At 67.3% G+C, this 24,191-nt stretch carries 21 protein-coding genes; 10 read left to right on the top strand and 11 right to left on the bottom strand.

All coding sequences use genetic code 11. The features are described from left to right. Positions 1 to 43 precede the first annotated feature (43 nt). Positions 44 to 1,240, top strand: a complete 1,197-nt coding sequence (locus G9V96_RS00915; RefSeq protein ID WP_168581351.1) for an acetyl-CoA C-acyltransferase — start codon at positions 44 to 46, stop codon at positions 1,238 to 1,240. A 113-nt stretch (positions 1,241 to 1,353) separates the two neighbouring features. Here G9V96_RS00915 and G9V96_RS00920 read toward each other — a convergent pair whose 3' ends face one another. The 9 genes from G9V96_RS00920 to pfkB all read right to left on the bottom strand — a co-directional run bounded on the left by G9V96_RS00920 (position 1,354) and on the right by pfkB (position 12,351). After that, entirely contained in the window at positions 1,354 to 2,265 is a 912-nt protein-coding gene (locus G9V96_RS00920; protein ID WP_168581352.1) for a glycine betaine ABC transporter substrate-binding protein, read from the bottom strand. 35 nt (positions 2,266 to 2,300) lie between these two features. Then, complete coding sequence (locus tag G9V96_RS00925) at positions 2,301 to 3,176, bottom strand: ABC transporter permease (protein ID WP_168581353.1); 876 nt, start codon at positions 3,174 to 3,176, stop codon at positions 2,301 to 2,303. Beyond that, positions 3,166 to 4,464 carry a quaternary amine ABC transporter ATP-binding protein gene (locus G9V96_RS00930; RefSeq protein ID WP_226913361.1) on the bottom strand — a complete coding sequence of 433 codons (1,299 nt, stop codon included), beginning with the start codon at positions 4,462 to 4,464 and terminating at the stop codon, positions 3,166 to 3,168. The genes G9V96_RS00925 and G9V96_RS00930 overlap by 11 nt, the downstream gene beginning before the upstream one ends. Before the next feature lie 359 nt (positions 4,465 to 4,823). After that, positions 4,824 to 7,439 (bottom strand): DNA gyrase/topoisomerase IV subunit A, encoded by a 2,616-nt coding sequence (locus G9V96_RS00935; protein WP_226913362.1) that lies wholly within the window; start codon positions 7,437 to 7,439, stop codon positions 4,824 to 4,826. 301 nt (positions 7,440 to 7,740) lie between these two features. After that, a complete protein-coding gene (locus G9V96_RS00940; RefSeq protein WP_168581355.1) occupies positions 7,741 to 8,505 on the bottom strand; it encodes an SDR family NAD(P)-dependent oxidoreductase in 765 nt (254 codons plus the stop codon). Between the two features lie 230 nt (positions 8,506 to 8,735). Further along, the gene (gene ptsP, locus G9V96_RS00945) at positions 8,736 to 10,385 is read right to left on the bottom strand and encodes a phosphoenolpyruvate--protein phosphotransferase (RefSeq protein ID WP_449727780.1); all 1,650 of its coding nucleotides are present in this window, start codon (positions 10,383 to 10,385) and stop codon (positions 8,736 to 8,738) included. 38 nt (positions 10,386 to 10,423) lie between these two features. Then, positions 10,424 to 10,693 (bottom strand): HPr family phosphocarrier protein, encoded by a 270-nt coding sequence (locus G9V96_RS00950; RefSeq protein ID WP_168581357.1) that lies wholly within the window; start codon positions 10,691 to 10,693, stop codon positions 10,424 to 10,426. A 216-nt stretch (positions 10,694 to 10,909) separates the two neighbouring features. Beyond that, positions 10,910 to 11,368 carry a PTS sugar transporter subunit IIA gene (locus tag G9V96_RS00955; RefSeq protein WP_210424433.1) on the bottom strand — a complete coding sequence of 153 codons (459 nt, stop codon included), beginning with the start codon at positions 11,366 to 11,368 and terminating at the stop codon, positions 10,910 to 10,912. A 32-nt stretch (positions 11,369 to 11,400) separates the two neighbouring features. Further along, positions 11,401 to 12,351 carry a 1-phosphofructokinase gene (pfkB, locus tag G9V96_RS00960; RefSeq protein ID WP_168581358.1) on the bottom strand — a complete coding sequence of 317 codons (951 nt, stop codon included), beginning with the start codon at positions 12,349 to 12,351 and terminating at the stop codon, positions 11,401 to 11,403. A 528-nt stretch (positions 12,352 to 12,879) separates the two neighbouring features. Between pfkB and G9V96_RS00965 the strand changes: the two genes are divergently transcribed. From G9V96_RS00965 to G9V96_RS00975, 3 genes are read left to right on the top strand one after another with little or no spacing between them, the layout of a single operon-like run. Beyond that, positions 12,880 to 15,651 (top strand): bifunctional acetate--CoA ligase family protein/GNAT family N-acetyltransferase, encoded by a 2,772-nt coding sequence (locus G9V96_RS00965; RefSeq protein WP_226913363.1) that lies wholly within the window; start codon positions 12,880 to 12,882, stop codon positions 15,649 to 15,651. Between the two features lie 19 nt (positions 15,652 to 15,670). After that, positions 15,671 to 16,267: a DUF5998 family protein gene (locus tag G9V96_RS00970; protein WP_168581359.1), complete on the top strand. Its 597-nt coding sequence runs from the start codon at positions 15,671 to 15,673 to the stop codon at positions 16,265 to 16,267. Next, positions 16,264 to 17,394: an alkaline phosphatase family protein gene (locus tag G9V96_RS00975; protein WP_168581360.1), complete on the top strand. Its 1,131-nt coding sequence runs from the start codon at positions 16,264 to 16,266 to the stop codon at positions 17,392 to 17,394. Before G9V96_RS00970 ends, G9V96_RS00975 begins: the two co-directional genes overlap by 4 nt. Positions 17,395 to 17,483: 89 nt before the next feature. Here the strand turns inward: G9V96_RS00975 and sepH are convergent, their stop codons facing one another. Further along, the gene (sepH, locus tag G9V96_RS00980; RefSeq protein WP_168581361.1) at positions 17,484 to 19,376 is read right to left on the bottom strand and encodes a septation protein SepH; all 1,893 of its coding nucleotides are present in this window, start codon (positions 19,374 to 19,376) and stop codon (positions 17,484 to 17,486) included. 192 nt (positions 19,377 to 19,568) lie between these two features. Between sepH and G9V96_RS00985 the strand changes: the two genes are divergently transcribed. Together G9V96_RS00985 and G9V96_RS00990 are read left to right on the top strand one after the other, a co-directional pair. Continuing rightward, positions 19,569 to 20,705, top strand: coding sequence for a ferrochelatase (locus G9V96_RS00985; RefSeq protein WP_168581362.1), 1,137 nt, complete (start codon positions 19,569 to 19,571; stop codon positions 20,703 to 20,705). Further along, positions 20,702 to 21,535 (top strand): inositol monophosphatase family protein, encoded by an 834-nt coding sequence (locus tag G9V96_RS00990; RefSeq protein ID WP_168581363.1) that lies wholly within the window; start codon positions 20,702 to 20,704, stop codon positions 21,533 to 21,535. Before G9V96_RS00985 ends, G9V96_RS00990 begins: the two co-directional genes overlap by 4 nt. A gap of 76 nt (positions 21,536 to 21,611) precedes the next feature. On the opposite strand, the gene G9V96_RS00995 is transcribed toward G9V96_RS00990, so the two are convergent. Continuing rightward, positions 21,612 to 21,800: a hypothetical protein gene (locus tag G9V96_RS00995; RefSeq protein WP_168581364.1), complete on the bottom strand. Its 189-nt coding sequence runs from the start codon at positions 21,798 to 21,800 to the stop codon at positions 21,612 to 21,614. A gap of 361 nt (positions 21,801 to 22,161) precedes the next feature. Between G9V96_RS00995 and G9V96_RS01000 the strand changes: the two genes are divergently transcribed. Genes G9V96_RS01000 through G9V96_RS01015 form a run of 4 tightly spaced genes read left to right on the top strand, consistent with a single transcriptional unit; the run spans position 22,162 to position 24,151 of the window. Beyond that, positions 22,162 to 22,461: a DUF4193 domain-containing protein gene (locus tag G9V96_RS01000; protein WP_168581365.1), complete on the top strand. Its 300-nt coding sequence runs from the start codon at positions 22,162 to 22,164 to the stop codon at positions 22,459 to 22,461. A 26-nt stretch (positions 22,462 to 22,487) separates the two neighbouring features. Continuing rightward, on the top strand, positions 22,488 to 22,955 hold the full coding sequence (dut, locus tag G9V96_RS01005) for a dUTP diphosphatase (protein ID WP_168581366.1): 468 nt from the start codon (positions 22,488 to 22,490) through the stop codon (positions 22,953 to 22,955). Between the two features lie 43 nt (positions 22,956 to 22,998). Further along, entirely contained in the window at positions 22,999 to 23,781 is a 783-nt protein-coding gene (locus G9V96_RS01010) for a DUF3710 domain-containing protein (RefSeq protein ID WP_168581367.1), read from the top strand. Positions 23,782 to 23,785: 4 nt separating this feature from the next. Further along, positions 23,786 to 24,151: an OB-fold nucleic acid binding domain-containing protein gene (locus G9V96_RS01015; protein ID WP_168581368.1), complete on the top strand. Its 366-nt coding sequence runs from the start codon at positions 23,786 to 23,788 to the stop codon at positions 24,149 to 24,151. Positions 24,152 to 24,191: the final 40 nt, after the last annotated feature.

A 24,191-nucleotide genomic window follows, 5' to 3' on the forward strand; every position in this document is an offset into this window, starting at 1 on the left:
TTCCCGACCTGTCCCGCATTTCTTGCACCTGCCAGGAGTCTTCATGCGTCAAGCCGTTATCGTGTCCACCGCGCGCACACCCATCGGGCGTGCCTACCGCGGGGCGTTCAACGACACCCAAGCCCAAGAACTCATCGGGCACGCCGTTGCGCACGCAGTAGAGCGCGCCGGGGTCGAGGGTGAACGAGTTCAGGACGTCGTCATCGGCGCTGCCCTGCAACAGGGATCGACCTCGATGAATATCGGTCGCCAAGCCGCGCTCCGGGCCGGGCTGCCTACCTCGGTGGCCGGCATGTCCGTCGACCGCCAGTGCGCCAGCGGGCTGATGGCGATCGCGATCGCAGCCAGGCAGGTGGTTGCAGACGGGATGGACGTCGTCGTCGGTGGCGGCGTCGAGTCTGTCTCGCTGGTGCAGAACGAGCATCTCAACACCTATCGTGCTCAGGACCCATGGCTGGTCGAGCAGATCCCGGCCACGTACATGCCGATGCTGGAGACCGCAGAGGTGGTGGCGCAGCGGTACGGCATCTCACGGGAGGCTCAAGACGAGTACGCCTTGGAGTCCCAACGACGCACGGCTGCCGCACAACAGGCGGGTGCTTTCGATGATGAGATCGTGCCGCTTCGCTCCACCATGCTCACCAAAGACCGAGCTACCGGGCAGATCGGCTCCCAGGAGGTGACGCTGGCGCGGGACGAGGGCAACCGTCCGGGGACGACGATCGAGGACTTGGCAAAGCTCAACCCGGTGTTGGCCAAAGATGGCTCCGCAGACCTCACAATCACGGCGGGTAACGCTTCGCAGTTATCTGACGGCGCCTCGGCGATGGTCCTGATGGAGGCCCAGGAGGCATCCCGTCGTGGTCTTACGCCGCTGGGCATCTTCCACGGCATGGCTGTCGCGGGCTGTGAGCCTGAGGAGATGGGGATCGGCCCGATCTTCGCGGTTCCCAAGCTGCTAGCTCAACACGGGCTCACCGTCGATGACATCGACCTATGGGAGCTCAACGAGGCGTTCGCGGTGCAAGCGCTCTACTGCCGTGACCGGCTCGGCATCGACCCCGGCCGGTACAACGTCAGCGGTGGTGCCATCGCCATCGGGCATCCCTACGGCATGAGTGGTGCCCGGATGGCCGGACATCTGCTCATCGAGGGCCGGCGTCGAGGCGCTCGCTATGGCGTCGTGACCATGTGTGTCGGTGGCGGCATGGGAGCAGCGGGCCTGTTCGAAATTCTCTGACGTTTTTCGGATCTGCCACCTGCCCGCCGCGGGGTGCGGTCCACCGGACTGGGCACAGATGAGTTCGGCCCGCCGCAGAAGGTCTGCGGCGGGCCGAACTCATCAGCAAGCGGTCAGTCGAGTGAGGTCACGAAGTCGGGGTACTCCTTGAGCCATTCTTCGACGCCCTTGGCCGGGTCGTCCTTGTTCTCCTGCAGGACCAGGTTCTCCAAGGAACCGAGTTCCTTGTCGTCCATCGTGAACTTCTTCAGCATGGCATCCACTTCCGGGTAGTCCTTGCCGAAGCCCTCCCGGCCCAGAGCCTTGATCTGCTCCGCCTCACCCATGGCGCCCTCAGGGTCCTCGAGGTCGCGGATCGGGAACTTGTCGTAGGCCCAGTGCGGACGCCACAGGGTGACCACGATGGGCTCCTTGGCGTCGGTGGCCTTCTTCAGCTCGGCGAGCATCGCCGCGGTGGAGGACGTCACGAGCTGGTACTCACCGTCGAGCCCGTACTTCGGCATCGCTGCGTCCTTGGTGACCCGGGTCAATCCGGCGCCCGGCTCGATGCCGATGATGCGGCCCTTGAAGGTGTTGCCCTTGCCCTTCAGGTCGGCGATCGACTTGACGTCGGTCATGTACTCGGGCACAGCGATGGTGAGCTTGGCGTTGTCATACCAGGTCTGCACGTCTTCGATCTTGTCGCCGTACTTCTTCCAATAGTCCTCGTGGGTTACCGGCAGCCAACCGTCGAGGTACAGGTCGATGTCGCCTTGGGCCAACCCGACGAAGGTAGGCGCGACGTCCAGCTGCTTGGTGGTGACGGTGTAACCCTTATCGGTCAGCACCCGCTCCCACAGGTGGGTGACGGCGATGTCCTCATCCCAGGGGATGTACCCGATGGTGATCTCTTTCTTCTGCCCGGCGCCGGCCGATCCTTGGCCGTCGCCGGCGGGTGCCTCGGACGCGCCGCCGCCGCAGGCGCTGAGCCCGAGGACGGTGAGGGTGAGCCCCGCAGTGATGGTTGTCATGCGTCGCAATGCCATTTTCGTCTCCTAAAGGGTGACGGATAGTGAACGTTTTAGTTCGTGCTGGCTTTTCTGCTGCTGGAACCGACCGCGCCGGTTAGGCGGTCGAGGTAGATAGCGATGATGACCACGGCGAGTCCTGCCTCGAAGCCGAGGGCCATGTCCAGACGGGTGATCGATTCGAAGACCGCCCCGCCGAGCCCACCCGCGCCGACCATGCCGGCGATGACCACCATCGAGAGCGCAAGCATGATGACCTGGTTGACGCCGGCCATGATGCTGCGCAACGCCAGCGGGATCTGGATTCCGCCGAGCACCGCCCGGGGCGTCGCCCCGAAGGCGTAACCAGCCTCGACGAGTTCGGGGTCCACGCCGCGAATACCGAGTTCGGTGAGTCGAACTCCCGGCGGCATCGAAAAGATGACCGTGGCAATGATGCCGGGGACGACCCCGACGCTGAAGAACGTGACAGCCGGGATGAGATAGACGAAGGCTGGCATCGTCTGCATGAAGTCCAAGATCGGGGTGATGATCCGGGAGGCCATATCGCTGCGGGCGGCCAGGACGCCGAGCGGGATCGCGATGACGATGGCGATAACGCTCGCGACCAGGATGAGCGCCAGTGAACTCATCGTGTTGGGCCACTGGTGCATGCTCACGATCAGCGTGAGCGCCAGCACCGAGAAGAGCGCGAACCGCCATCCACGCGCGGCGAACGCGAAGAGGGCGAGGATGGCGACGGTCACCAGGGCTGGTGGCCAGGTCAGGACATCCAATAGCACGGTCACAGCCGCCTGCACGAGGTGCTGGATGCTGTCGAAGAATCCCTGAGCGTTGTTGGTCAGCCAGGTGACGCCCCGGTCGAAGACATCCCCGATGGGGATGCGCGGGACCTCGAAGGCCTCCGAAGGTGTCGTCTCAGCCAGCATCTTCGGCTCCTTCCGAGAAGTTCACGGCGCTCGCGCCGCCATTGGATCGGGGCAGCCCCGGTGCGGCGATGGTGCCGGTCGCGCTCTCCGGTGGTGTCTGCAGCTCCTGCGGCGCAGGGTCGGGGCTCAACGCGTTGAGCAGCGTCACCTTGGGAACCACGCCCACCAGGTGATTTTCCGCGTCCACTACGGCGACCGGCAGCAGCGCTCGCGCCGAGAAAGCGGTGACATCAGCCAACGGGGCGTCTGAGCGCACCGTCACCGACTGACGCAGAATGCCCGTCACGTGGTTCTCGCCGCGTTCGACCGCGGCCGCCACATCGGCCTCCTCGACCTGCCCCAGGAGAGTGCGGTCGCGGTTGAGCACATACAAGATCCCGATCTGGTGTTCGCGCATGATCCGGTGCGCGGCCCGCGGGCCCATGTCGGCGCCCAAGACAGCCACCGGCGGCTCCATCACCGAGCCGGCGAGGATGACCCGCGAACGGTCCACATCCGCCACGAAGCGCGCAACGTAGTCGTTGGCGGGGTCGGTGAGGATCTCTTCAGTGGTCCCGACTTGTTCGATCCGGCCATCGCGCATCATGGCGATCCGATCACCGAGACGCATCGCCTCGTTGAGGTCGTGGGTGATGAACAGGATCGTTTTGCCGAGCCGGTGTTGCAGGTCGACGAGCTGGTCCTGCATCTCTCGGCGGATCAGCGGGTCCAGGGCGCTGAAGGCCTCATCCATGAGAAGGATGTCAGTCTCCGCGGCCAGCGCGCGGGCCAGCCCGACGCGCTGCTGCATCCCACCCGAGAGCTGCTTGGGGTACCTGTCTTCCCAACCGGCCAAGCCGCACAACTCCAGGGCGGTGCGCGCCTTGTCGGCGCGATCCGAACGATTCATGCCCCGGGTGGCCAGGCCGTAGGCGGCGTTCTCCAAGACGGTGCGGTGCGGAAAGAGCGCGAAGTGTTGAAACACCATGCTGACGCTGTCGCGTCGCAACTCACGAAGCCGCGCCCCTGAGATGCCACTGACCTCGACGTCGTTGACCACGACGGAGCCCGATGTTGCCGGGAGCAGGCCGTTGACCATGCGGATGAGGGTGGACTTTCCCGAACCGGAGAGCCCCATAACGACGAAGATCTCGCCGCGTTCGACGGCCAGATTGGCGTCGATCACCGCGGCTGTGATGCCGTCGGCGGCGAGATCTGCTCGGGATTCACCGGCGCGTAGGCGATCCGGTGCCCCCTTAGCTCGGGGGCCGAAGGCTTTGTACGCGTGCGAGAGGGTGATTACTGACAACCAGTAACAACTCCTTTGATCACGGCATGACGGGTCCAGAACGGAGCGCATACCTCGGGCTGGTTTCTCTCGAGACAAGCACGGACCCCTGCGCATCCGCAAAGATCACAAGTGGGACACAGTCTGTTTCGCAGCGCGCGACTTCAGTGGAAAGTGCTGGTCAAGAGCGCGTTTCGCGTCTTCTCGCAGTGCGAGGTCAACGGATTTGACAAGGACCCAATGTGACATGTGTCACTTTTTACGCGCCCGTGACTACACCCGGTAGCAGCCGAGGACCGACTCCTCGTGCTCGCGCAACCCAGCACGCTGAGCATCCCAGCAGACCCATTCGCGGCCGAGTCTCCGGGGGCCGGGACTGCTCACTCCTCGCCGGTCTGGACGACATCCTCCAGCGAGTCGGGGTCATAGTCGCTGCGATCGACCAGCACCTTCGGTCGACGCGAGCCAGGTTCGGGCAGGCCCGGAAGCGCAGCCGTCGCGCTGACCTGCTCAGCCTGCTCGCCGACTACGTCCTCGGGCTCATCCGGCGGGGCGCCGACGGCGGCCGGGGCGATGGCGGCGATCGGGGCGGGTGCGGGGCTGCCCGAACCGTCGCGGCGTCCATCCGGCGCCGGCAACGTGATGGCCACACCGCTGCTTGCGGCAGCTTTGGCCGGCCCAGGCCCTGCCCAGGCCAGCAACAGTGCCTTCTCCTCGCGCAGGAAGCGATGGCAGCGCACTCCCGCGGTGGCTCGTCCCTTGCCGGGGAATTCCGCAAAGCGGGTCACCTTCACCGAGCCAGCCTGCGTGCCGGGGCGGGCGTCCCCGGTGCCGGAGACCGTGACCACCACGGTTTCGTCACTGTCTGGCACAGCGCCAAACCAGACCGCTTCCGATGAGGTGAGTTTGATTCCTGCTACCCCGCCGGCGGCCCGCCCCTGCGGGCGCACCTTCTCGGCGCTGAAGTGCAGCAGGTGGGCATCCTGGGTGATGAAGACGAGCTCCTCGTTGCCGGTACGTAGCTGCGCCGCTCCGACCAGCACATCGCCGTCCTTGAGGCTGATGATGTCGAAACTGTCGCGGCCGGCCGGGTAGTCGGTGGTGACCCGTTTGACGATCCCGGCGCGGGTACCCAGCGCCAACCCGGGGCCGGTGGGCTCCAGGGACAGCAGGGTCAAGGCGCGCTCCCCGGCAGCCAGTTCCACATACATCGACAGGGGCGTGCCCCCGGACAGAGTCGGCGAGTCCGTGGGTGGCAGGGTCGGCAACTCCAGCACCGACAGGCGCAGGACCCGCCCCAGTGAGGTGACCAGCCCAACCTCACCGCGGGCGGTCGTGGTCACCGCGGCCACGATGGCGTCGTGCTTGGCCCGGCGATTGCCCGGGGTCAGCGGGCTGGCATCGGCGGTGCGGGCCAGCAGCCCCGTCGAGGACAGCAGCACCTGGCACGGGTCGTCGCCCACTTCCAACGGAGCTGCTGCGGTGGGGGAGGTGCCGGCCGATTCCAACAGCACGGTGCGCCGGGGGGTGCCCAATTCGTTGGCGACGGACGCGAGTTCATCGCTGACGACCTTCCGCAGCACCTCCTCGTCCCCCAGGATTTGGCGCATCTGCTCGATGAACTGCGCCAGCTCGGTTGCTTCCTTCTCCAACTCGAGTCGGCTGAACTTGGTGAGGCGTCGCAGCTGCAGATCCAGGATGTAGGTCGCCTGCGGTTCGGAAAGCTCGAAGACCTCCATCAGCCTGGTCCGGGCCACCGTCGCGTCGTCGGCGGCGCGGATCAGCTGGATGACCTCGTCGATGTCGAGGATGGCGATGAGCAGGCCTTCGACCAGGTGCAGGCGTTCCAGCGCCCGATCGAGACGGTATTGGGTGCGGCGCCGGACGACATCGACCCTGAAGTCCAGGTAGACGCGAAGCAGTTCGACCAGGCCCAAGGTCTGCGGACGGCCCTCGACGAGTGCGACGTTGTTGATCCCGAACGAATCCTCCAACGGGGTGAGCCGGTAGAGGTGCTGCAATACCGCCTCGGGGTTGTAGCCGTTCTTGATCTCGATGACCAGGTGGAGGCCGTTCTCGCCGTCGGTCAGGTCCTGCAGGTCCGAGATGCCCTGCAGTTTCTTCGCCTGGACGAGTTCCTTGATCTTCGTCGTGACCTTCTCCGGGCCGACGAGGTAGGGCAGCTCGGTGACGACGATGCCCTTCTTACGGGCCGTGACGTTCTCGATGCGCACCGTGGCCCGGGTGCGGAAGGTGCCCCGGCCGGTGGCGTAGGCGTCGCGGATGCCATCCAGGCCGATGATGCGCCCGCCGCCGGGCAGGTCCGGACCCGGCACGAAGCGCATGAGGTCCTCCAGGGAGGCCTCGGGGTGGGCAAGCAGGTGGCGGGCGGCGCCGACGACCTCGATGAGGTTGTGCGGTGCCATGTTCGTCGCCATTCCCACCGCGATCCCGCTTGCGCCGTTGACGAGCAGATTCGGGAAGGACGCCGGCAGGACTCCGGGCTGCGTGTGGGAGTCATCGTAGGTGGGGACGAAGTCGACCGTGTTCTCATCCAGACCGGCGACCATCGGTAGCGCTGCGGTCGCCATCCGTGCCTCGGTGTAGCGCGCGGCGGCCGGCCCATCGTCCAGGGTGCCGAAGTTTCCGTGGCCATCGGCGAGCGGTAGTCGCATGGTGAAGGGCTGGGCCAGGCGCACCAGCGCGTCATAGATGGCCGAGTCGCCGTGCGGGTGGTACTTACCCATCACCTCACCGACGATGCGGCTGCTCTTGACGTGCGCTTTTTCAGGGCGCAGGCCGAGCTCACGCATCCCGTAGAGGATCCGCCGCTGCACGGGTTTCAGACCGTCGCGGGCGTCAGGCAAGGCTCGGGAGTAGATGACCGAATAGGCGTACTCGAGGAACGCGCTTTCCATCTCGTCCTGAACATCGATATCGACGATGTTCTCCTCGAAGTCTTCATCGAGCAAGGACGGCTGCTTGCGACGCGCCACGAACGCCTCTCCCTTCAGGTCACCGACCGCTCATCATTGCCTACCGGCGTCCCCGGGTCGCAGGGGCGCGCCGTCGGAGCGGACGACCGATCATCTGACAACTGCCCTCCCACGTCGAACTGAGCCGGTCAGTCCAGCTGAAAACAAATCCGCAGCAGCCCGGTGGCCGGGTTTCCCGGGTAGCTCAACCCCAGCGGGTGCGGTGCAGGCTCTCGGGGGTGTTGCGCTCGTCGCCGCGTCCCTTCTCGGTAATGCAGCAGGCCCACCCGATCCTCGGGTGGGCCTGCTGGGTGGTCTGCGCTCAGCGGGGAGGCATCCGCAACGCGCCGTCCATTCGGATCGCTTCGCCGTTGAGCATGCCGTTGTCGATGACGTGGCGGGCCAGTGAGGCGTACTCCTCGGGACGGCCCAGACGGCTGGGGTGGGGGACCATGGCGCCCAAACTGGCCTTGGTCTCCTCCGGCATGCCGGCCATCATCGGGGTCTCCATGGTGCCTGGGGCGATGGTGACAACCCGGATGGCCTTGTCAGCCAGGTCGCGGGCGGCTGACAGGGTCAGACCAACAATCCCGGCCTTGCTCGCGGCGTAGGCGGCCTGGCCGACCTGGCCGTCCCAGGCCGCGATCGAGGCGGTCATGACGATGACGCCGCGGTCGCCGTCGATGCGTTCGTTCGTGCTCATCGCGGCCGCCGCGAGACGCATGACGTTGAAGGAGCCGACGAGGTTGATGTCGATGACGCTCTGGAACTTCTCCAGCGGCAGCGGACCCTTGCGGCCCACGACCCGTCCGGCGGTCGCCACCCCGGCGCAGGTCACTACGATGCGCAACTCACCGAGTTCCTTGGCCATCTCGACGGCCGCCTGCACCTGCGCCTCGTCGCGCACGTCGGCCGGTGCGAACCGGGCGCGTTCACCCAGATCGGCGGCGAGCTCCTCGCCTTTGCTGTTGGGCAGGTCGACAAGGACGACGGCTGCTCCATCGGCGTGCAGCCTGCGCGCGGTGGCTTCCCCCAACCCGGAAGCGCCACCGGTGATCAGGGCGACGGTGCTGCTCGTGATCTGCATGTGAACTCCTCGTAGGAAGGCGAGTGCGGGCGGCCCGAGGTGCTGAGCCGGCGACGTCCCTCACGCTACCGCCGCCACCGGCATCGGCGGCCACGTCCGGGGTGAACATCGCGCGGTGCAGACCGGCTGCCGTTGTCGGTGCGGCGGCCCCTGATGCGGTAGTGCCGCTCGGAGCAAGGTCCGAGCGGCACCACCAGGTCCGGGTCAGGAGGCACCTGCCCGGTGCCACCTCAGAGAAGCTCGAGCAGGCGGGGGTCCACTGCGGTGGTCACCGCGTCCTTGGCCTGCTGGGGGGTTCGCGCCGACACCGCAGCCGCCGCGAGTTGGCTACAGGTCTGCAGGTCGTGCAGTTTCAAGGCGGCACGAACCGCTGGCACCCTGCCCGGCGCCATCGACAGCGAGGTGACTCCCAGACCCACCAGGACCAGCGCATACAGCGGGTCTCCGCCTGCCTCACCGCAAACACCGATCGGGCGCTGAGCGGCGCGTCCACCATCACAGGTGGCCTTGATGAGTTGCAGCAGACCCGGTTGCCACGGATCGAGCAGGGTGGCCAACTCGCCCTGCAAGCGATCAGCGGCCATCGTGTACTGCTGCAGGTCGTTGGTTCCGATAGAGGCGAAGTCGACGACCGAGAGGATTTGCTCGGCGCACAGCGCGGCGGCAGGAACCTCGATCATGACGCCCACCTTGGGTAGCCCCACGGCCCGCACCTTGGCAGCGAAGTACTCAGCTTCTTCCACGGTGGCGACCATCGGCGCCATCACCCGCAGGTCCCCGCCGGTGTCCTGGTATGCAGCGGCCAGCGCCTGCAACTGGGTGTCCAACAGGTCCTCGCGCAGCATCCCCAACCGGAGTCCGCGACGACCCAGGGCGGGGTTGTCCTCAGGTCCGAGATCCGCGAACGGCAACGGCTTGTCGGCGCCGGCATCCAGGGTGCGCACGATGACGCGCCGACCGGCGAAGGCCCGCAGCACGGCGCTGTAGGTCTCGGTCTGCTCCTGCAGGCTGGGGGCGCTGTCGCGGTCCAGGAACAGGAACTCGGTGCGGAAGAGGCCGGAACCCTCCAGGTCCAGTTGGGCGGCCGCCCGCGCATCGTCGGCGGTGCCGATATTGGCCAACAGTGCGATCTTCGTGCCGTCGCGGGTGGCTCCAGGCCCGGACACGTCATCGAACGCGGCCTCGCGGCGGCGGCTGCGTTCGGCGAAGTCGGCCTGCTCCTGCGGGGTGGGAGAGATGATGACTTCACCGCTACCGCCATCCAGGGCGACCTGCGCGCCGGCGGGGATCTGCATCGCCTGCGGCACCTGAACCACTGCCGGGATGCCGAACTGTGCGGCCAGGATCGCGGTGTGACTCGTCGGCCCGCCACCTTGGGTGATCAAGCCCAAGGTGAGCTCTGGGGTCAGCGTTGCCGTCTCTGCGGGAGCCAAGTCCAGCGCCACCAGGACCGAAGGTTGCTCCAGCTCGGGCACACCCGGTTCCGGCAGGTCGCGCAGACGGCAGATCGCGCGGTCGCGGACATCGCGCAGGTCGCTGACCCGCTCGGCCATGTAGCCGCCGAGCTGCTCGAACATCGCGCAGTATTCCTCTACCGCTTCGTGGACGGCGTGGGTGAGGCCGCGGCCTTGTCTCAACTGCCCGTCGACGGCATCGGCCAGGCCGGGGTCTCGGGCCATCATCGCGGTGGCTTGCAGGATCGCTGTGGCCTGCGTGTCGGCCTTCTGCAGGCGAGCCTCCAAACCGGTTGCTACCTGTTCGAGCGCCGCGCGTACCTGTCCGCTCGCGGCCGAGACGTCCGTCGTGGCCGGCTCGTCGGTATCCGGTCCAGGGGCCGGCAGTACGTGGACGACGGGGCCGCTGCCGGTACCGGCAGACACACCGAGACCGTGCCGGAGGTCATGCGGGGCGCTCATGCTCACTGCGCGTCCAGGTCGCGGGAGAGCAACTCAACGAGGGATTCCAGCGCAGCCTCGGCGGCGTCGCCCTCGGCAGCCAGCGTCACGGTCTCGCCGTGCTTTGCGCCCAGCGCCATGACCGCCAGGATGCTGCGGGCATCCACCGGGTCTTGTCCTTCCTTGGCGATCGTGACCGGCAAACCCGTTGCGGTCGCTGCCTGGACGAACATCGCTGCGGGGCGGGCATGCAGACCGACAGCGGAGGCGATGGTGGCGGTGCGAGTAGCCATGTGTGGTTCCTTTTCTCGATGGGGCAGGGGAGCCGATCAGGCGAAGAGTTTCCTGACCGGCTATGACGGAGCGCAACTTTGTGCTGGGCGCCGGTCGGGCCGACCTACAGCGACGGTTGAGGAGGAGCTCGGCTGCCGGCGACGGGTCGCGTGGTCTTCCCGGTGCACTCCGAGCTTGGCAGCAGCCAGACTCTCCCGTTTCCGCTGGGGTGGGCCTTAAGCGTTGACAACCTCCCGATCGACAAGCTTGACGACCGTGGCTGCGTCGGCGGCGGTGCGCAGGCCGTTCTTGAACTCGGCCCGCATGAGCTTGCGAGCGAGCTTGGCCAGGATGGCCAGGTGGTCTTCGCCTCCGCCCTCCGGGGCGGCGATGAGGAAGATGAGGTGGGCGGGCCCATCCTGCGCGCCCCAGTCGATGCCTCGTTCGGAGCGGCCGAAGGCCAACGATGGGGCAGACACGTGTGCGCTGCGACAGTGCGGGATCCCGATGCCGCCGGGCAACCCGGTAGCCATCTGACGTTCTCGGGCAGCGACATCGGCCAGGAACCCCTCCAGATCACTGACCCGGCCCGCCTCCACCAGCGTTTGGCCCAGGAGACGGGTGGCTTCGATCCGGTCCTGCGATTCCAGGCCGAGGATGACCTGGCTTTCAGCGATGAGAGATGAATAGCTCACGTGGACTCCTGTAGAGGAAGGAAGGCGGATGGTCAGTCGGTAAGAGGACGGCTTGGGTCGGCAGGGTTGTGCCAGTCAACGGTGGCAGCGGCGACATCGAAAGGGGTGGGGACTCGGGTTGCGGGCAGGCCTGCGGCAGCCGTTCCCCAGGCCACCGCTATGCCCAGGCTCTCAGTTGCGGATCGGCCGCTGCTCACTGCCTGCAAAAACCCGCCCAGAGCGCAGTCTCCGGCGCCGACGGCGCAGCCGAGGTTGGCAAGCTGAGCGCCGGCCATGCACACCCGCTCGCCGGTGACCAGGATCGCGCCGTCGCGTCCAAGCGAGACCAACGCTGCTCCGACACCGGCCTGGATCGCCTCACGGGCGCCGTCGATGACCGCGCCGACCGTCGGTAGGTCCCGGCCGACCAGCTCACCGAGCTCCCGGCGATTGGGCTTGATGAGGTCGGGTCCGGCGTTCACCGCCTGCGCGAGAGCCTCCGCGGAGGCGTCGATCGCCACCTGCACACCTGCTCGGTGAGCCAAATGCACCAATTGCGCGTAGAAGTCGGTCGGCATCCCCGGCGGGAGGCTTCCGCAGCCGGCCACCCATGCCGGTCCCTGAGCCAGGCCTTGCCTGAGCACGGTAAAGAATTGCTCCACTTCGTCGTCGCTGAGCCGGGGACCGAGCTCATTGATCTTGGTGGTGCGTCCATCGGGTTCCACGATTGACAGGTTGCTGCGGATGGGCTGCCGGATCGGGACGGCAAAAAAGTCAATGCCCGCTTGGGTGAGCAGTGCCCTCATCGTTTCTCCGGAGTCGCCCCCGATGGGCAGAATCGCCAGCGATGCTGTTTCGGCGGCGCTGAGCGCGCGCGTCACGTTGATGCCTTTTCCGCCAGGGTCGAGATGTGTTGTGAGTGCGGACTGCACCTGCCCGGGCTGCAGTGCCTCGACCGTCATCGTGCGGTCCACGCTGGGGTTGGGTGTAACGGTGAGAATCATAGGACGCTGACCTTCGGCCGCCGTGCACCGAATCCCCGAACCGTCACCGGTCCGATCATCGGGTGGGTGACGGCCGCCGCACGCAGGGGGACAAGCTCGGCGACCACCCTGCCAGGTATTCCCCGCACGAGTATCGGCCAGGACCCACTATCTGGAGCGTGTCGGGCAGGTGTGGCACTAGCGCAGAACTCGGCTGTGATGGTGGCGGCCGGAACCCCGCTGGCATGGGCGCCCACCACGGTCGCGGCGCGGCGGCGGGGTCGATGCACGCGTTCTCCTTACCGTGTGCTGCGCGCGCAGCTACTGGAGGTGGGCTAGGGCGAATGTGACTCTACCCGGCCTGACACGGTGCGAATTGTGTGCACCGGAACCCCGCCGGGACCTGCAATGGCTTTTGGCTGGGGAATACATCGCAAAGTCCAGACATGAAAAACGCGTTGAAGTCGCTCCTCTAGTGCTGGCATCGATCTTCGTCTCAGATTGCGGCGCAGTGGGCTCTAGGCCGCGCGAGGTGACCGGGTTCTGGCGATGCTCAGCAGCTTTGCGGCGGTCCGGGCCGCGAACGGCTCGATCATGAGATATTGGAGCATGGCCGAAGACGCACCCATCGAGCCCGAGTCGACTGCTACCGAAGAGGGCCTCCCCGCGAACTATCCGGTGGAATGGGAGGCCGATGTCGTCTTGCGTGACGGCTCGGTGGCACATGTGCGCCCCATCACTCCCAGCGATACCGAGGGCATTCACAAATTCCATAGCGGCCAATCGGATGAGTCCATCTACCTGCGCTTCTTCGCACCCATCAAGCGACTCTCCGACAAGGACGCCTACCGCTTCACCCACGTCGACTACGACCAGCGGGCTGCGCTGGTGGCGACCATCCGCGGGGAGATCATCGGGATCGCCCGCTACGACCGCCTCCACGATGAGAGCACCGCCGAGGTGGCCTTCAACATCTCTGACCACTTCCAGGGCAAGGGTGTGGGGTCGGTGCTGTTGGAGCATTTGGCCGCTATCGCCTCCGACGCCGGAGTGCGCAAGTTCGTCGCTGATGTGTTGCCGCAGAACCGCAAGATGATGTCGGTATTCGTCGACGCCGGGTATGAGGTGCGCCATCACTTCGACGACGGGGTGATCGCCGTCGAGTTCACCATCGAGCCCACCGAGAAGGCCAAGGCCGTACAGCTGGCTCGGGAGCACCGCGCCGAGGCCCAGAGCATGTCGGCCGTGCTGACTCCGTCCTCGGTGGCGGTCGTGGGTGTCAGCCGTCGTCCGGACGCCATCGGCTCGCTCGTCCTGGACAACCTGCTGGACGGCGGGTTCACCGGCTCGGTTCACATCGTCAATACCGAGGCCGACGTGGTGCGCGGCCTGACCGCCCACTCCAAGGTCAGCGACATCGAGGGCGGGGTCGACATGGCGATCATCGCCGTACCGGCGGCCGGGGTCTTGGACGTGGTCGATGACTGTGCCCAAGCCGGGGTGCGCACCCTGGTGGTGGTGTCCTCCGGGTTCGCTGAGGCAGGGCCGGAAGGGGAGGAGCGACAAGCCGAACTTCTGCGACGCGCCCGCGAGAACGGCATGCGGGTGCTGGGCCCGAACTCCTTCGGGCTGTTGAACAACCACGAGGACGTTCGCCTCAACGCAACCATCTCCCGGGCGCTGCCGCGACCCGGAACCTTGGGCATCTTCGCTCAGAGCGGCGGCCTGGGCGTCGGGCTGCTCAGCTCGCTGAGGCGACGCGGACTCGGGGTGTCCACTTTCGCCTCCGCCGGCAACCGGGTCGACGTCTCCGGCAACGACCTCATGCAGTACTTCATCGATGACGACGCCACCACCGCGGTGGGTCTCTACTTGGAATCGGTCGGCAACGCCCGCAAATTCTCCCGCATCGCCCGTCAACTCTCGCTGCGCAAACCGGTGATCTGCGTCAAGACCGGCACCGCAGGTACCGTCCCACCCGGCCATCGAGCCCGCGCAACCCGGGTGGATCCCGCGGCCTTCAACTCCATGCTCGAGCAGGCCGGTGTCATTCGCGCCCGTAACATCCACGAACTGGTCGACATCGCCGAACTCATCACTCAGCAGCCCTTGCCCGTCGGCAACAGGCTGGCGGTCGTCGGCAACTCCGGCGGTCTGAACTCGATCGTGGTCGACGCGGCCCTCAAGGCAGGCTTGGCGGTGACACACGGCCCAGTCGGATTGCCGATCGGGGTTGGTGTTTCCGACATCGTCGCGGCAGTGGAGGAAGCCTTCTGCGACCCCGAAGTGGACAGCGTGCTCGTGTGTTTGATCCCGCCGCTGGGTTCCAGCGACGAAATGGTGGCACGGGCTCTGGCGCACACCGTATGGCGGACGAACAAGCCGTGCCTGGCCACCTTCATGGGCTTGCGCGACGTGCGCACGACCATGCAACAGTCCGGTCAGCCGGTCGGCGAGCAGGGGCAACGCCACATCGTCCCGGTATTCGAGACGCCGCTGGACGGTGTGACCGCTTTGGCAGCGGTGACCCGTTACGTCGCCTGGCGCGAGCGTGAGCACGGTGTGACCCAGCGCCCGGAGGGGGTCAACCGGGGCGTGGTTCGGCGCATCATCGAGCGCGTCCTGGCCGAGCACCCGCAAGGCCGAGACCTGAGCCCGGAGGAGGCCGCGACGCTGTTGGCGGCGTACGGGATCCACGTCTGGCCGACCATCCCGGCGCCCACGGCGGAAGACGCGGTCGCCGCTGCTGAGCAGCTCGGCTATCCGGTAGTGGTGAAATCCATGCGGGAAGGTCTGCGTGGTCGTCCCGGAAGTGGCGGGGTTCGCGGAGATCTGCACACCCCCGCCAGCGTGCAAGAAGCCCACCGGGCCCTCGTGGAGCGCCTCGGCGCGGACCAGGACCCGCAACTCGTGGTCCAACAGATGGCCACCCCGGGAATCGCGACCCTGCTGCGCTCGGTTGAGGACCCACTATTCGGCCCGGTGGTCAGCTTCGGTCTGTCCGGGCCCCCCGCCGACCTGTTGGGCGACCTGGCCCACCGCATCCCGCCGCTGACTGATGTCGACGCCCGCGACCTGGTGACCGCACCCGCGGCGGCGCCGCTGTTGCACGGTTACCGGGGTCTGCCTGCAGTCGATCGGGAAGCACTCGAAGAGATCGTGCTGCGCGTCTCACAATTGGCGGACGACCACCCGGAGATCGCCAAGCTGGAACTGGACCCGCTCAACGCGCACCCCCGCGGGGTCGATGTATTGGGGGTCAGCATCCAATTGGCGCCCGCCGACGCGCGGACCGATGTCGGGCGCCGTTCCCTGCGCTGAGACGGGGGACACTAGGAGCATGAGTCCCTTCTCTCGACCCGGCTCCGCGGGTTCACACCCTCTGCCTGCGGCCCTCACCCGTGACATCGAGCGCGCCGGGTATTACCCGGGGTTGGTTCGGGATGTCGTCAGTACCGCACTGGCCGGTGACGAAGTCATCTCCTTCCTCGTTCACCAGGAGACCACCTTCGATCACGACACCGTGCGTCGTCACGTGACGGTGCTCGTCCTGACCCCGACCAGGCTGGTCGTCGCGCACGCGGACGACCACAGCGGGGAAGGCACTCCGGTTGCCACGGCCACCGCCACCACCGAGAGCGTCCCGCTGTCGGGGGTGCGTGGGGTCATGCTCACCCACGTGGTGGCCGATCCGGCTCACTATCGCCCTGGGGCCCTGGGCCAAGAGCTCACCGTGACCATCGGTTGGGGTTCGGTCAGCCGGGTCGACGTGTTGCCTGCCACCTGCGGTGATCCGCAGTGCGACGCCGACCACGGGTATGAAGGCACGATCACCGCCGACGACATCAGCGTCCGGGTCAGCTCCGTGGCAGATGGCGACCAAGCGCTCACCCAGGCGCTGGCCTTCGCACACGCGCTGCAGAGCGCGACGGCATGACCCAGCCCCCAGCGGCGCCCGCCTACGAGCAGGGCACGCTGGCGAACGTGTTGCCCTCCATCGCCGCGGCGCTGGGGGTCGGCGGTATGCCCAACACCTTCGGGATACCGCCGGCTCGTCGCGCTGTGGTCGTCCTGGTCGACGGGCTGGGAGATGTGCTGTTGTCGCGACGCAGCGGACACGCCCCGTTCCTGCGCAACCTCGATCGGCGCCGCATCGTGTGCGGGTTCCCCTCCACAACCGCAACCAGCATGGGCAGCTTCGGTACCGGGCTGCTGCCCGGAACGCACGGGTTGGTGGGCTACACAGTGCTCGTCCCCGGCGCCGACCGGGTGCTGAACGAACTGAGCTGGGAGGACGGCCCCGACCCCCACACCTGGCAGCCGAACCAGACCGTGTTTGAACGTGCCGAACGCGACGGGGTCGCCGTGACCCGGATCGGACCGGGCTACTTCGATGGTTCAGGCCTGACGATGGCGGCCCTGCGCGGCGGCCGGTTCACGGCAGCGCGCTCGCTACCGGACCGGGTCGATGCCACCCTGGCGGCGCTGCGGGCCGATCGCCGGTCACTGGTCTATCTGTACTGGGGCGACATCGACAAGCTGGGGCACGAGCATGGCTGCGACTCCTGGCAGTGGAGCGCCGAACTGGAGTCCGTGGACGCTGCGATACGCCGGCTTGTGGAGTCCGTCCCTGCGGACACCGCAGTGGTGCTGACCGCCGACCACGGGATGGTCGACATCCCCCAGGACGCGCGGATCGATCTAGCGCACGACCCGGAGCTGGCCGCGGGGGTGCGTCACGTGGCCGGCGAGGCACGGGGGCTGCAACTGCATTGCGAAACCGGCGCCCATGCGGACGTGCTCGCGACCTGGCGGGACCGGCTGGGGGAGAGCGCCTGGGTGCTCAGTCGCCAGGAGGCCGAATCCGCGCGGCTGTTCGGTCTGGTCGAGCCCGCCGTTCGGGACCGCATCGGGGATGTGCTGGTCGTCATGCGGGAGCGCGTCGCGGTGGTCGATTCGCGCACCCAACGCCCCGAACTGCTGCGCCTGATCGGTCAGCACGGGGCGCTTACCGAGGACGAGCTCGCCATCCCGCTCATCGTGGTGCCGCCTCGGAACAGCTGACTTCCTCACCGGTTGCAGCGCCCACGGCGAGTTCGGCCCCCTTGCCGGTGGCGAGGGGGCCGAACATCGCTTCGAGTAAGCCTGGTGGGCTAGTCCTCGGTGCCAGGCTTGGTACCGAACATGATGTCGTCCCAGGCCGGGACGCTGGCCCGGCGGGCCCGGCTGCGCTTGGGGCGCGGTTGAGGCGGGGCCTGCTCGCTCGCCTGGTCGTCCTCGCCCGGATCGGTTGCCGGGTTCGGCGGGGTGGCTGCGGGTTGCGCAGGCTGGTCGGCCTGCGACTCATCGGGTTTCTGCTCCTGGCGGGGGCGCCGTGACGGCGCCGGGGCCCTGGGCGCGGGTGCAGGGGCAGATTGAGAGCTGACCTCAGGATCGGAGCCGGCTACCTCCGCGCTAGCTGCCTGGGTGGGCTGGCTCTGCGCAGCGGGGGCGTCGCCGCCCTCGACCATGATCGGTGCCGCCGGGGCCGGGGTCGTCGTGGGAGCCTTTGCCCGCCGGTTGCGTTGGCTGCGTTTGCGTCCGCGCCCTTGCCGCGGGGCTGTCTGCTGCGGGTCCGGAACATCCTGCGTCGACGGGTTCGCCGCCTCGGAGTCTTCGGTGGGCGCGGATTCGGGGCTGGGGGCCTCGGACTCCTGGGACGGTTCCGGTGCAGGGGAGGGCTCGTCGACCGGCCGCGCAGCCTCGGCGGGCTGCTCATGCTCGGTCAACAGCGGGGGCGTGCCTTCCTCGACCGGGGTAGGTGCCGGTTCGTTCTGCTCCGCCGCAGCCGCGGAGGGGGCTTCGGGCTCGGACTCTACGGAACCTGCCTCAGCACCCTCCTCGATCTCAGGAGCTTCGCGAGTCTCAGCGCCAGCCTCGGTCCCAGCAGGCTGTTCGTGCTGAGCGTCACGATCGGGCACCTGCGCCGGCTTCGCCGGGTCGGTGCTGAGGCTCAGCGTGCCACCGGCCGGTTGTGCACCGGGCTCCTGGCGTTCGTTGCCGGGCAGTGCAGGCTCGGGTCGGCTGGCCTCTTCCAGGGGGAACAGCGGCTCGTCCATCAGCGCCGACTCGGGAGCTGCGGCGGCATCTCCTGGGCCACGTGAGGTGGTGTCTTGGAACGAGGCCGGCGCGGCGGTGGGATTGGCCTCTGCGAGGTGTGCGGCGCTGCCGGCCGTGTCCCGCTCGCGCGGCTGATCCGCCCTCGGGGCCAGGTCAGCGTCATCCAACATGCGCGGGGTCGTGGTGGTCGGCGCCGAGGCGACCCGGCGCGGTCCACCACGACGGGTGCGCACCCGGGAGTGCTCGCGCATCGAGGACATCAGGTCGCTGTCCGGGTCATGCAGAGCAGGCGGTGCTGCAGCGGTGGGCCGCTGCGCAGGAACTTGTTCAGGCTCTTCGTGGCGGCGCTGCGTCACCAGGTCAAGAGCCTGGTCAGCCTCGTCTTCGCTGAGCGCTCGGGCGGGCGCGTCCAGGGCCCGCAGCGTCATCGAACTCTTGGTGAAGTGCCACGAGGCGACGTGTTGGCGCCCACCCAGGCTCCAGTGCAACTCCACTGTCCAGTGGCCGTCTTCGTCGCGGCGGGAATCCCAGAAGATGCCTTCCACGTCCACGCCCTGGGCGGAAAGCCGCCGTTCCACCCGGTCGCGCAGGATCGGCGCGCCGCTGGCGATGCCCCGCGGGCGGAGTCGAGCTCCGGTAGCGATCTGGGCGATGTGCTCGCGCTCAGCCAGGATCGGTCCCTCATACCGGCGGACCTTCTCCACCGACCAGCCGGCTCGCTGCGCGGCCTCTTCGGCGCTGGCACCGGCGCGGATCATCGCCTGCACCTCCACCGGCCCGACCGGGCCGTGTGGCACCCGGAGCCCCTCAGGGTGGGCGGCCTGGAAGCGAATGGCTGAGCGCAACGTGTCATCGATGGTCAGCCGATACTCCTCCTGCCCATCAGCCGAGGCGAGGACAAGGTAATCGCCGTCCTCGTGGACGCCGACGAGCTGCAGTTCTTGCATCAACCTTCTCCGATCAGGCGCGGTGTGCCCTGGACTGTGCCACCTGCAGAATGCGTGCGGATAGCGGGCACGGCAGTGGGACGCTCGGCGGCCCCCCCGCCTGGCCCGACCAAACCCGGGGCCCACGGTACCGTGAACCCGGCGCCGACATGCATCCGTCGGTGTCGGGACCCCAGTAAGTGAAGGACCTTCGTGAGCGACCTGCACCCGTATGACGCCCTCCTTCTGCTCTCTTTCGGCGGCCCGGAGCGCCCCGAAGAGGTCATGCCGTTCCTGCAGCACGTCACCGGCGGCAAGGGGGTTCCCCAGGAGCGACTGGTAGAGGTCGCCCACCACTACGACATTCGCGGCGGGCGCAGCCCCATCAACGACGAGAACCGGGCGCTGCTCGCCGGATTGCGGGCAGAGTTCGCACGCCGGGGAGTGAAGATCCCGCTGTTCTGGGGTAACCGGCACAGCGCGCCGTTCACGACGCAAGCTCTGCGAGAAGCCCACCAGAGCGGTGCGCGCCGCATCCTGACCCTGGTGACCAGCGCCTACCCCTCCTATTCGGGATGTCGGCAATACCGCGAAGACCTCGCCGACTCCCTGGCTGAGCTGGCTGCCGAAGGTATCGAGCTCCAGGTCGACAAGCTGCGCCCCTATGCCGACCACCCGGCCTTCGTCGCGCCCACCGCGCGTCTGGTCCGAAGCGCCGTCACCGACCTGACTCAGCGTGTGGGCTCGGTGCACCTGGCCTTCGTGACCCACTCGATCCCGGTGAGTATGGCCCAGCACAGCGGGCCCAACGGGGACGACTACCTGCGCCTGCACCGCGAACTCGCAGTCTCGATCGTCGAGGAACTCGCCCGAACGGGCACCGAGGTGGCGTGGAGTCTGGTGTTCTGCTCCCGTTCGGGACCGCCGCACCAACCCTGGCTCGAACCCGACATCGTCGATCACCTGGCAGATCTCGCCGAGGAGGGGATCGAAGGGGTGGTGTGCGCACCGATCGGCTTCGTCGCCGATCACATGGAGGTGGTGCATGACTTGGACACCGAAGCCGCGCAGACCGCCCGCGAGCTGGGTCTGGTCTTCACCCGCGTGCCGACGGTGCGCGACGACTCACAGTTCGTCGCGGGGCTGGTCGATTTGTGTTTCGAACGGGCCGCGCAGGCACGAGGCGAGCAGGTGGAGCCCATCACCGTCTCACCGACCGGCGCCGCCCTCCCGGCGCCGTGTGCACCGGGCTGCTGTCCCAATCCCCGCGTGAGCCGCCCGGCGGTCTGCGGCAGCGACGACGGTGCGAGCCTGAACCCGCCAACCCAACGCAAGGACGAAAAGTCATGACGCAGCTTTCGCACGATGAGTTGGTCGAACTGGAACGCATCGCGATCGAATCAGCCCTGGAAGCGGCTGAACTGGTGCGCCAGCGCCCGGACGATCTGGGCATCGAGGTGAAGTCCAGCCGCACCGACGTGGTCACGTTGGTCGATGCGGCCAGCGAGAAGCTGCTGGTGCAGCGCATCCGCGAGCTGCGCCCCCAGGACGGTTTCTACGGCGAAGAAGAAGCCGATACCCGCGCCCAGTCCCCGCTCACCTGGGTGTTGGACCCGATCGACGGGACCGTCAACTTCCTGTACGACTACCCCCTGTACGCAGTCTCAGTCGCCGTCGTCGAGGGCGACCCGCGCATCCCGGGGCAGTGGCGGCCGATCGCCGGTGCGGTGGCGGATGTGCCAGCAGGCAGCGTCTACCACGCCCGCACCGGCGGCGGTGCCTACCTACGTCGCGACGGGAATGACGAACGCCTCAGCGTCACCGGCTCCAGCGATCTTGGAACCAGCTTGGTCGCCACGGGTTTCGGTTACGACGCGCAAAAGCGCGGACGCCAGGCGCGGGTACTCATGCACGTTCTGCCGCAGATCCGCGACATACGCCGAGGAGGCTCGGCCGCGCTGGATCTGTGCCACGTCGCCCAGGGGCGGCTGGACGGGTACTACGAAATGGGCATCAACCCCTGGGACATGGCTGCAGGCTGGCTGGTGCTCACCGAGGCCGGGGGACTAGCTACCGGCGCGCACGGGGCGCCGCCCTCCAGCGAGTGCGTCATCGCTGCGGGAGCCACCCTGCATCCGGCATTGGCGGAACTGGTGCAGGACGGCCTGCAGCATTTCTGAGCCGCACGAGAGTCTCCCAGGACGCGAAAACGCCGGTGACCGAGCAGTCACCGGCGTTTTCGAGCTCTAGCGAAGGTCAGGACGCCGAAAGGTAGGGCGTCAACTCCGGCAGGTGCAGATCGTGCGCGACCGCTGTCTGCGCCAGCGATTCCAACTCGCCCAGGCGCATGTCCGCCAGGTGCGGGTCGTCTTCAGCTTCTGCCGCTTGCAAGGACTCGATCGCTTCACGTGCGCGGTCGCGAATGGTGCTTGTGAGTTCGGTCATTACCCACCTCCTGGGTTTGTTGATCGGTGTGAACCTCTGACTTCGTTGTCACGGGGCACCCCAGCGTAAGAGCCAAGGCAGCGCGTACCCTCTACCTCACATGGACAACGGGTGATGTTCTGGTTTCGGCAACGACATATAGGACGCCTGACCAGTAACAACCGAAAAAACGTGACGTTGGACACACGAACCGCCCCGCTGGGCGGACTGCCTGATTCGGGAACGGAGCCTGGCGTGACCTGCAGCCTCCTGATGGTGCACAATCCCCGCGTTGGGCACACAGCCGCACGCTTGTGCGTTGTACGGCCCACAACCGGTCGTGTCTGGCCGGTTGAGAACCACTGGAGGAGAGACGAGCCGGATGGCGACTGATTACGACGCACCACGCAAGACCGAAGAAGACGAGCTCGGTGAGGACTCGATCGAGGAGTTGAAGTCTCGCCGCGTCGATAAATCGGCTTCGAGCGTGGACGTCGACGAGGCCGAGCAGGCAGAGAGCTTCGAGCTGCCTGGTGCCGACCTCTCGGGCGAGGAATACTCCGTCCGCGTTGTACCCAAACAAGCCGATGAGTTCACCTGCAGCCGCTGCTTCCTCGTGCACCACCGCAGCCAGTTGGCCAAGGAGGTCGACGGGTTGCCGGTTTGCAGCGAGTGCATATGAGCCTGGCTGCGCAACAGCCTCACGCGATGGACGAGGAGCCCGAGGACATCGGGCTCCTCGTCCAGCGTGTAGACCCAGAACTACCGCTGCCGGGTTACGCCAAACAGCACGACGCCGGCCTGGACCTGTTCGCTGCCACGGATGCCCACTTGTCGCCCGGCGAGCGAGCGCTGGTTCCGACCGGCCTCGCGGTCGCCATCCCCGCCGGGTGGGTGGGATTGGTTCACCCCCGATCGGGCCTGGCCGCGCGCCACGGCATCACCGTGCTCAACGCTCCCGGGACCGTCGACGCGGGCTACCGAGGTGAGATTCTGGTCAATCTGATCAACCTCGACCCGCGCGAAGAGTTTTCTGTAAAGCGCGGTGATCGCATCGCACAACTGCTCCTACAGCGGGTGGGTCGGGCGAGCTTGCATGAGGTCGATGTGCTTCCTGCCAGTCACAGGGGTCACACTGGTCATGGAGACAGCGGCGGATTCGGGCACAGTTCATAGCCCTCCGCCCGCATATCGCTGACCAGAACCGAGGAGACGACACATGGCATGGTTCCGACGCGGCAAGGCACGAGATGCCCAGACCGCTCCCGTCGAGACCGACGCCGCGCAGACCCCGGCGCCCCCAGTCGGGGATGACGTCGAGTCCGCCACTGCAGCGCAGACCCAGGATGAGGCCAGCGCCCAGGCGCCCGCGGGCGAGGCCGTGATCGACGAATCCAAGCTCGGTCCCTGGGACAGTTCCGAGGTTCCGGGCAAGGGAGAGTTCCTCAAGCTTGGTGCACTGTGGCTTCCCGTGATCCAAGGTCTGATGATCTCCTTCGAGATGGATGAGGCCCAGACCCAGGTGACGGCAGTACGCGTCATGCTCGGCGACTCAGCGCTGCAGTTGCAGGCCTTCGCGGCACCGCGCTCGCGTGGCCTCTGGGATGAGATCCGCACGGAGCTGGCTGAGGGCATCACCTCATCCGGTGGTACCGCCCAGGAGCGTCAAGGCCCGCTGGGCCCGGAGCTGTTCGTGCAGGTCCCCGCCCAGGATGCGACCGGACGTCCCACCACCTCCTCCATGCTCTTCGTCGGCTTCGACGGGCCACGTTGGTTCCTTCGCGGTGTACTCAGCGGTTCGGCCGCCACCGACGAGCGTGCCGCCGAGCCGCTGCGCAACGTGATGCGGGTGGTGGTCGTCGACCGCGGCGAGGCACCTATGGCGCCACGGGAGCTGCTCGAACTGCAGTTGCCTGATGAGTCCCCGGAGGGACAGCCCGAGCCGGGCGGTAAGGACTTCGACCCGTTCGCGCGGGGCCCGGAGATCACCGAGGTTCGCTGAGCCGATGGCTAGCCTGCTGGATCGTCTTCGCAACCACTACGGGCGTTCGAGCGAGGAGCTCGAAGCCGATGAGCTGCATGAGCGCGCCGGCGCCATCGGCGCCACCCACGTTCGTGATGTGCAGGAACGCTCGCTGGCCGACCTGTCGGGCGTCATCCGCACGCTCACCCACACCTGCTCCTCGAATCCGCCCCACCTGGCGGTGGAGCTCTTCGACGGAACCGGGTCGGTGCAACTCGTGTGGCTGGGCCGACGCGCGATCCGAGGAATCGAACCGGGGGTCTACCTGCGGGCCCACGGGCGAGTGACCCGCCGGGCCGGTGTGCTGACGATCTACAACCCTCGCTACGAGATCCTGCCGCGCGGCTGATCAGACCAGCAGGGCACCGGGGGTGGCGCCGGCCAATTGC

This window comes from Gephyromycinifex aptenodytis (assembly GCF_012277275.1).
Lineage (GTDB): Bacteria > Actinomycetota > Actinomycetes > Actinomycetales > Dermatophilaceae > Gephyromycinifex > Gephyromycinifex aptenodytis.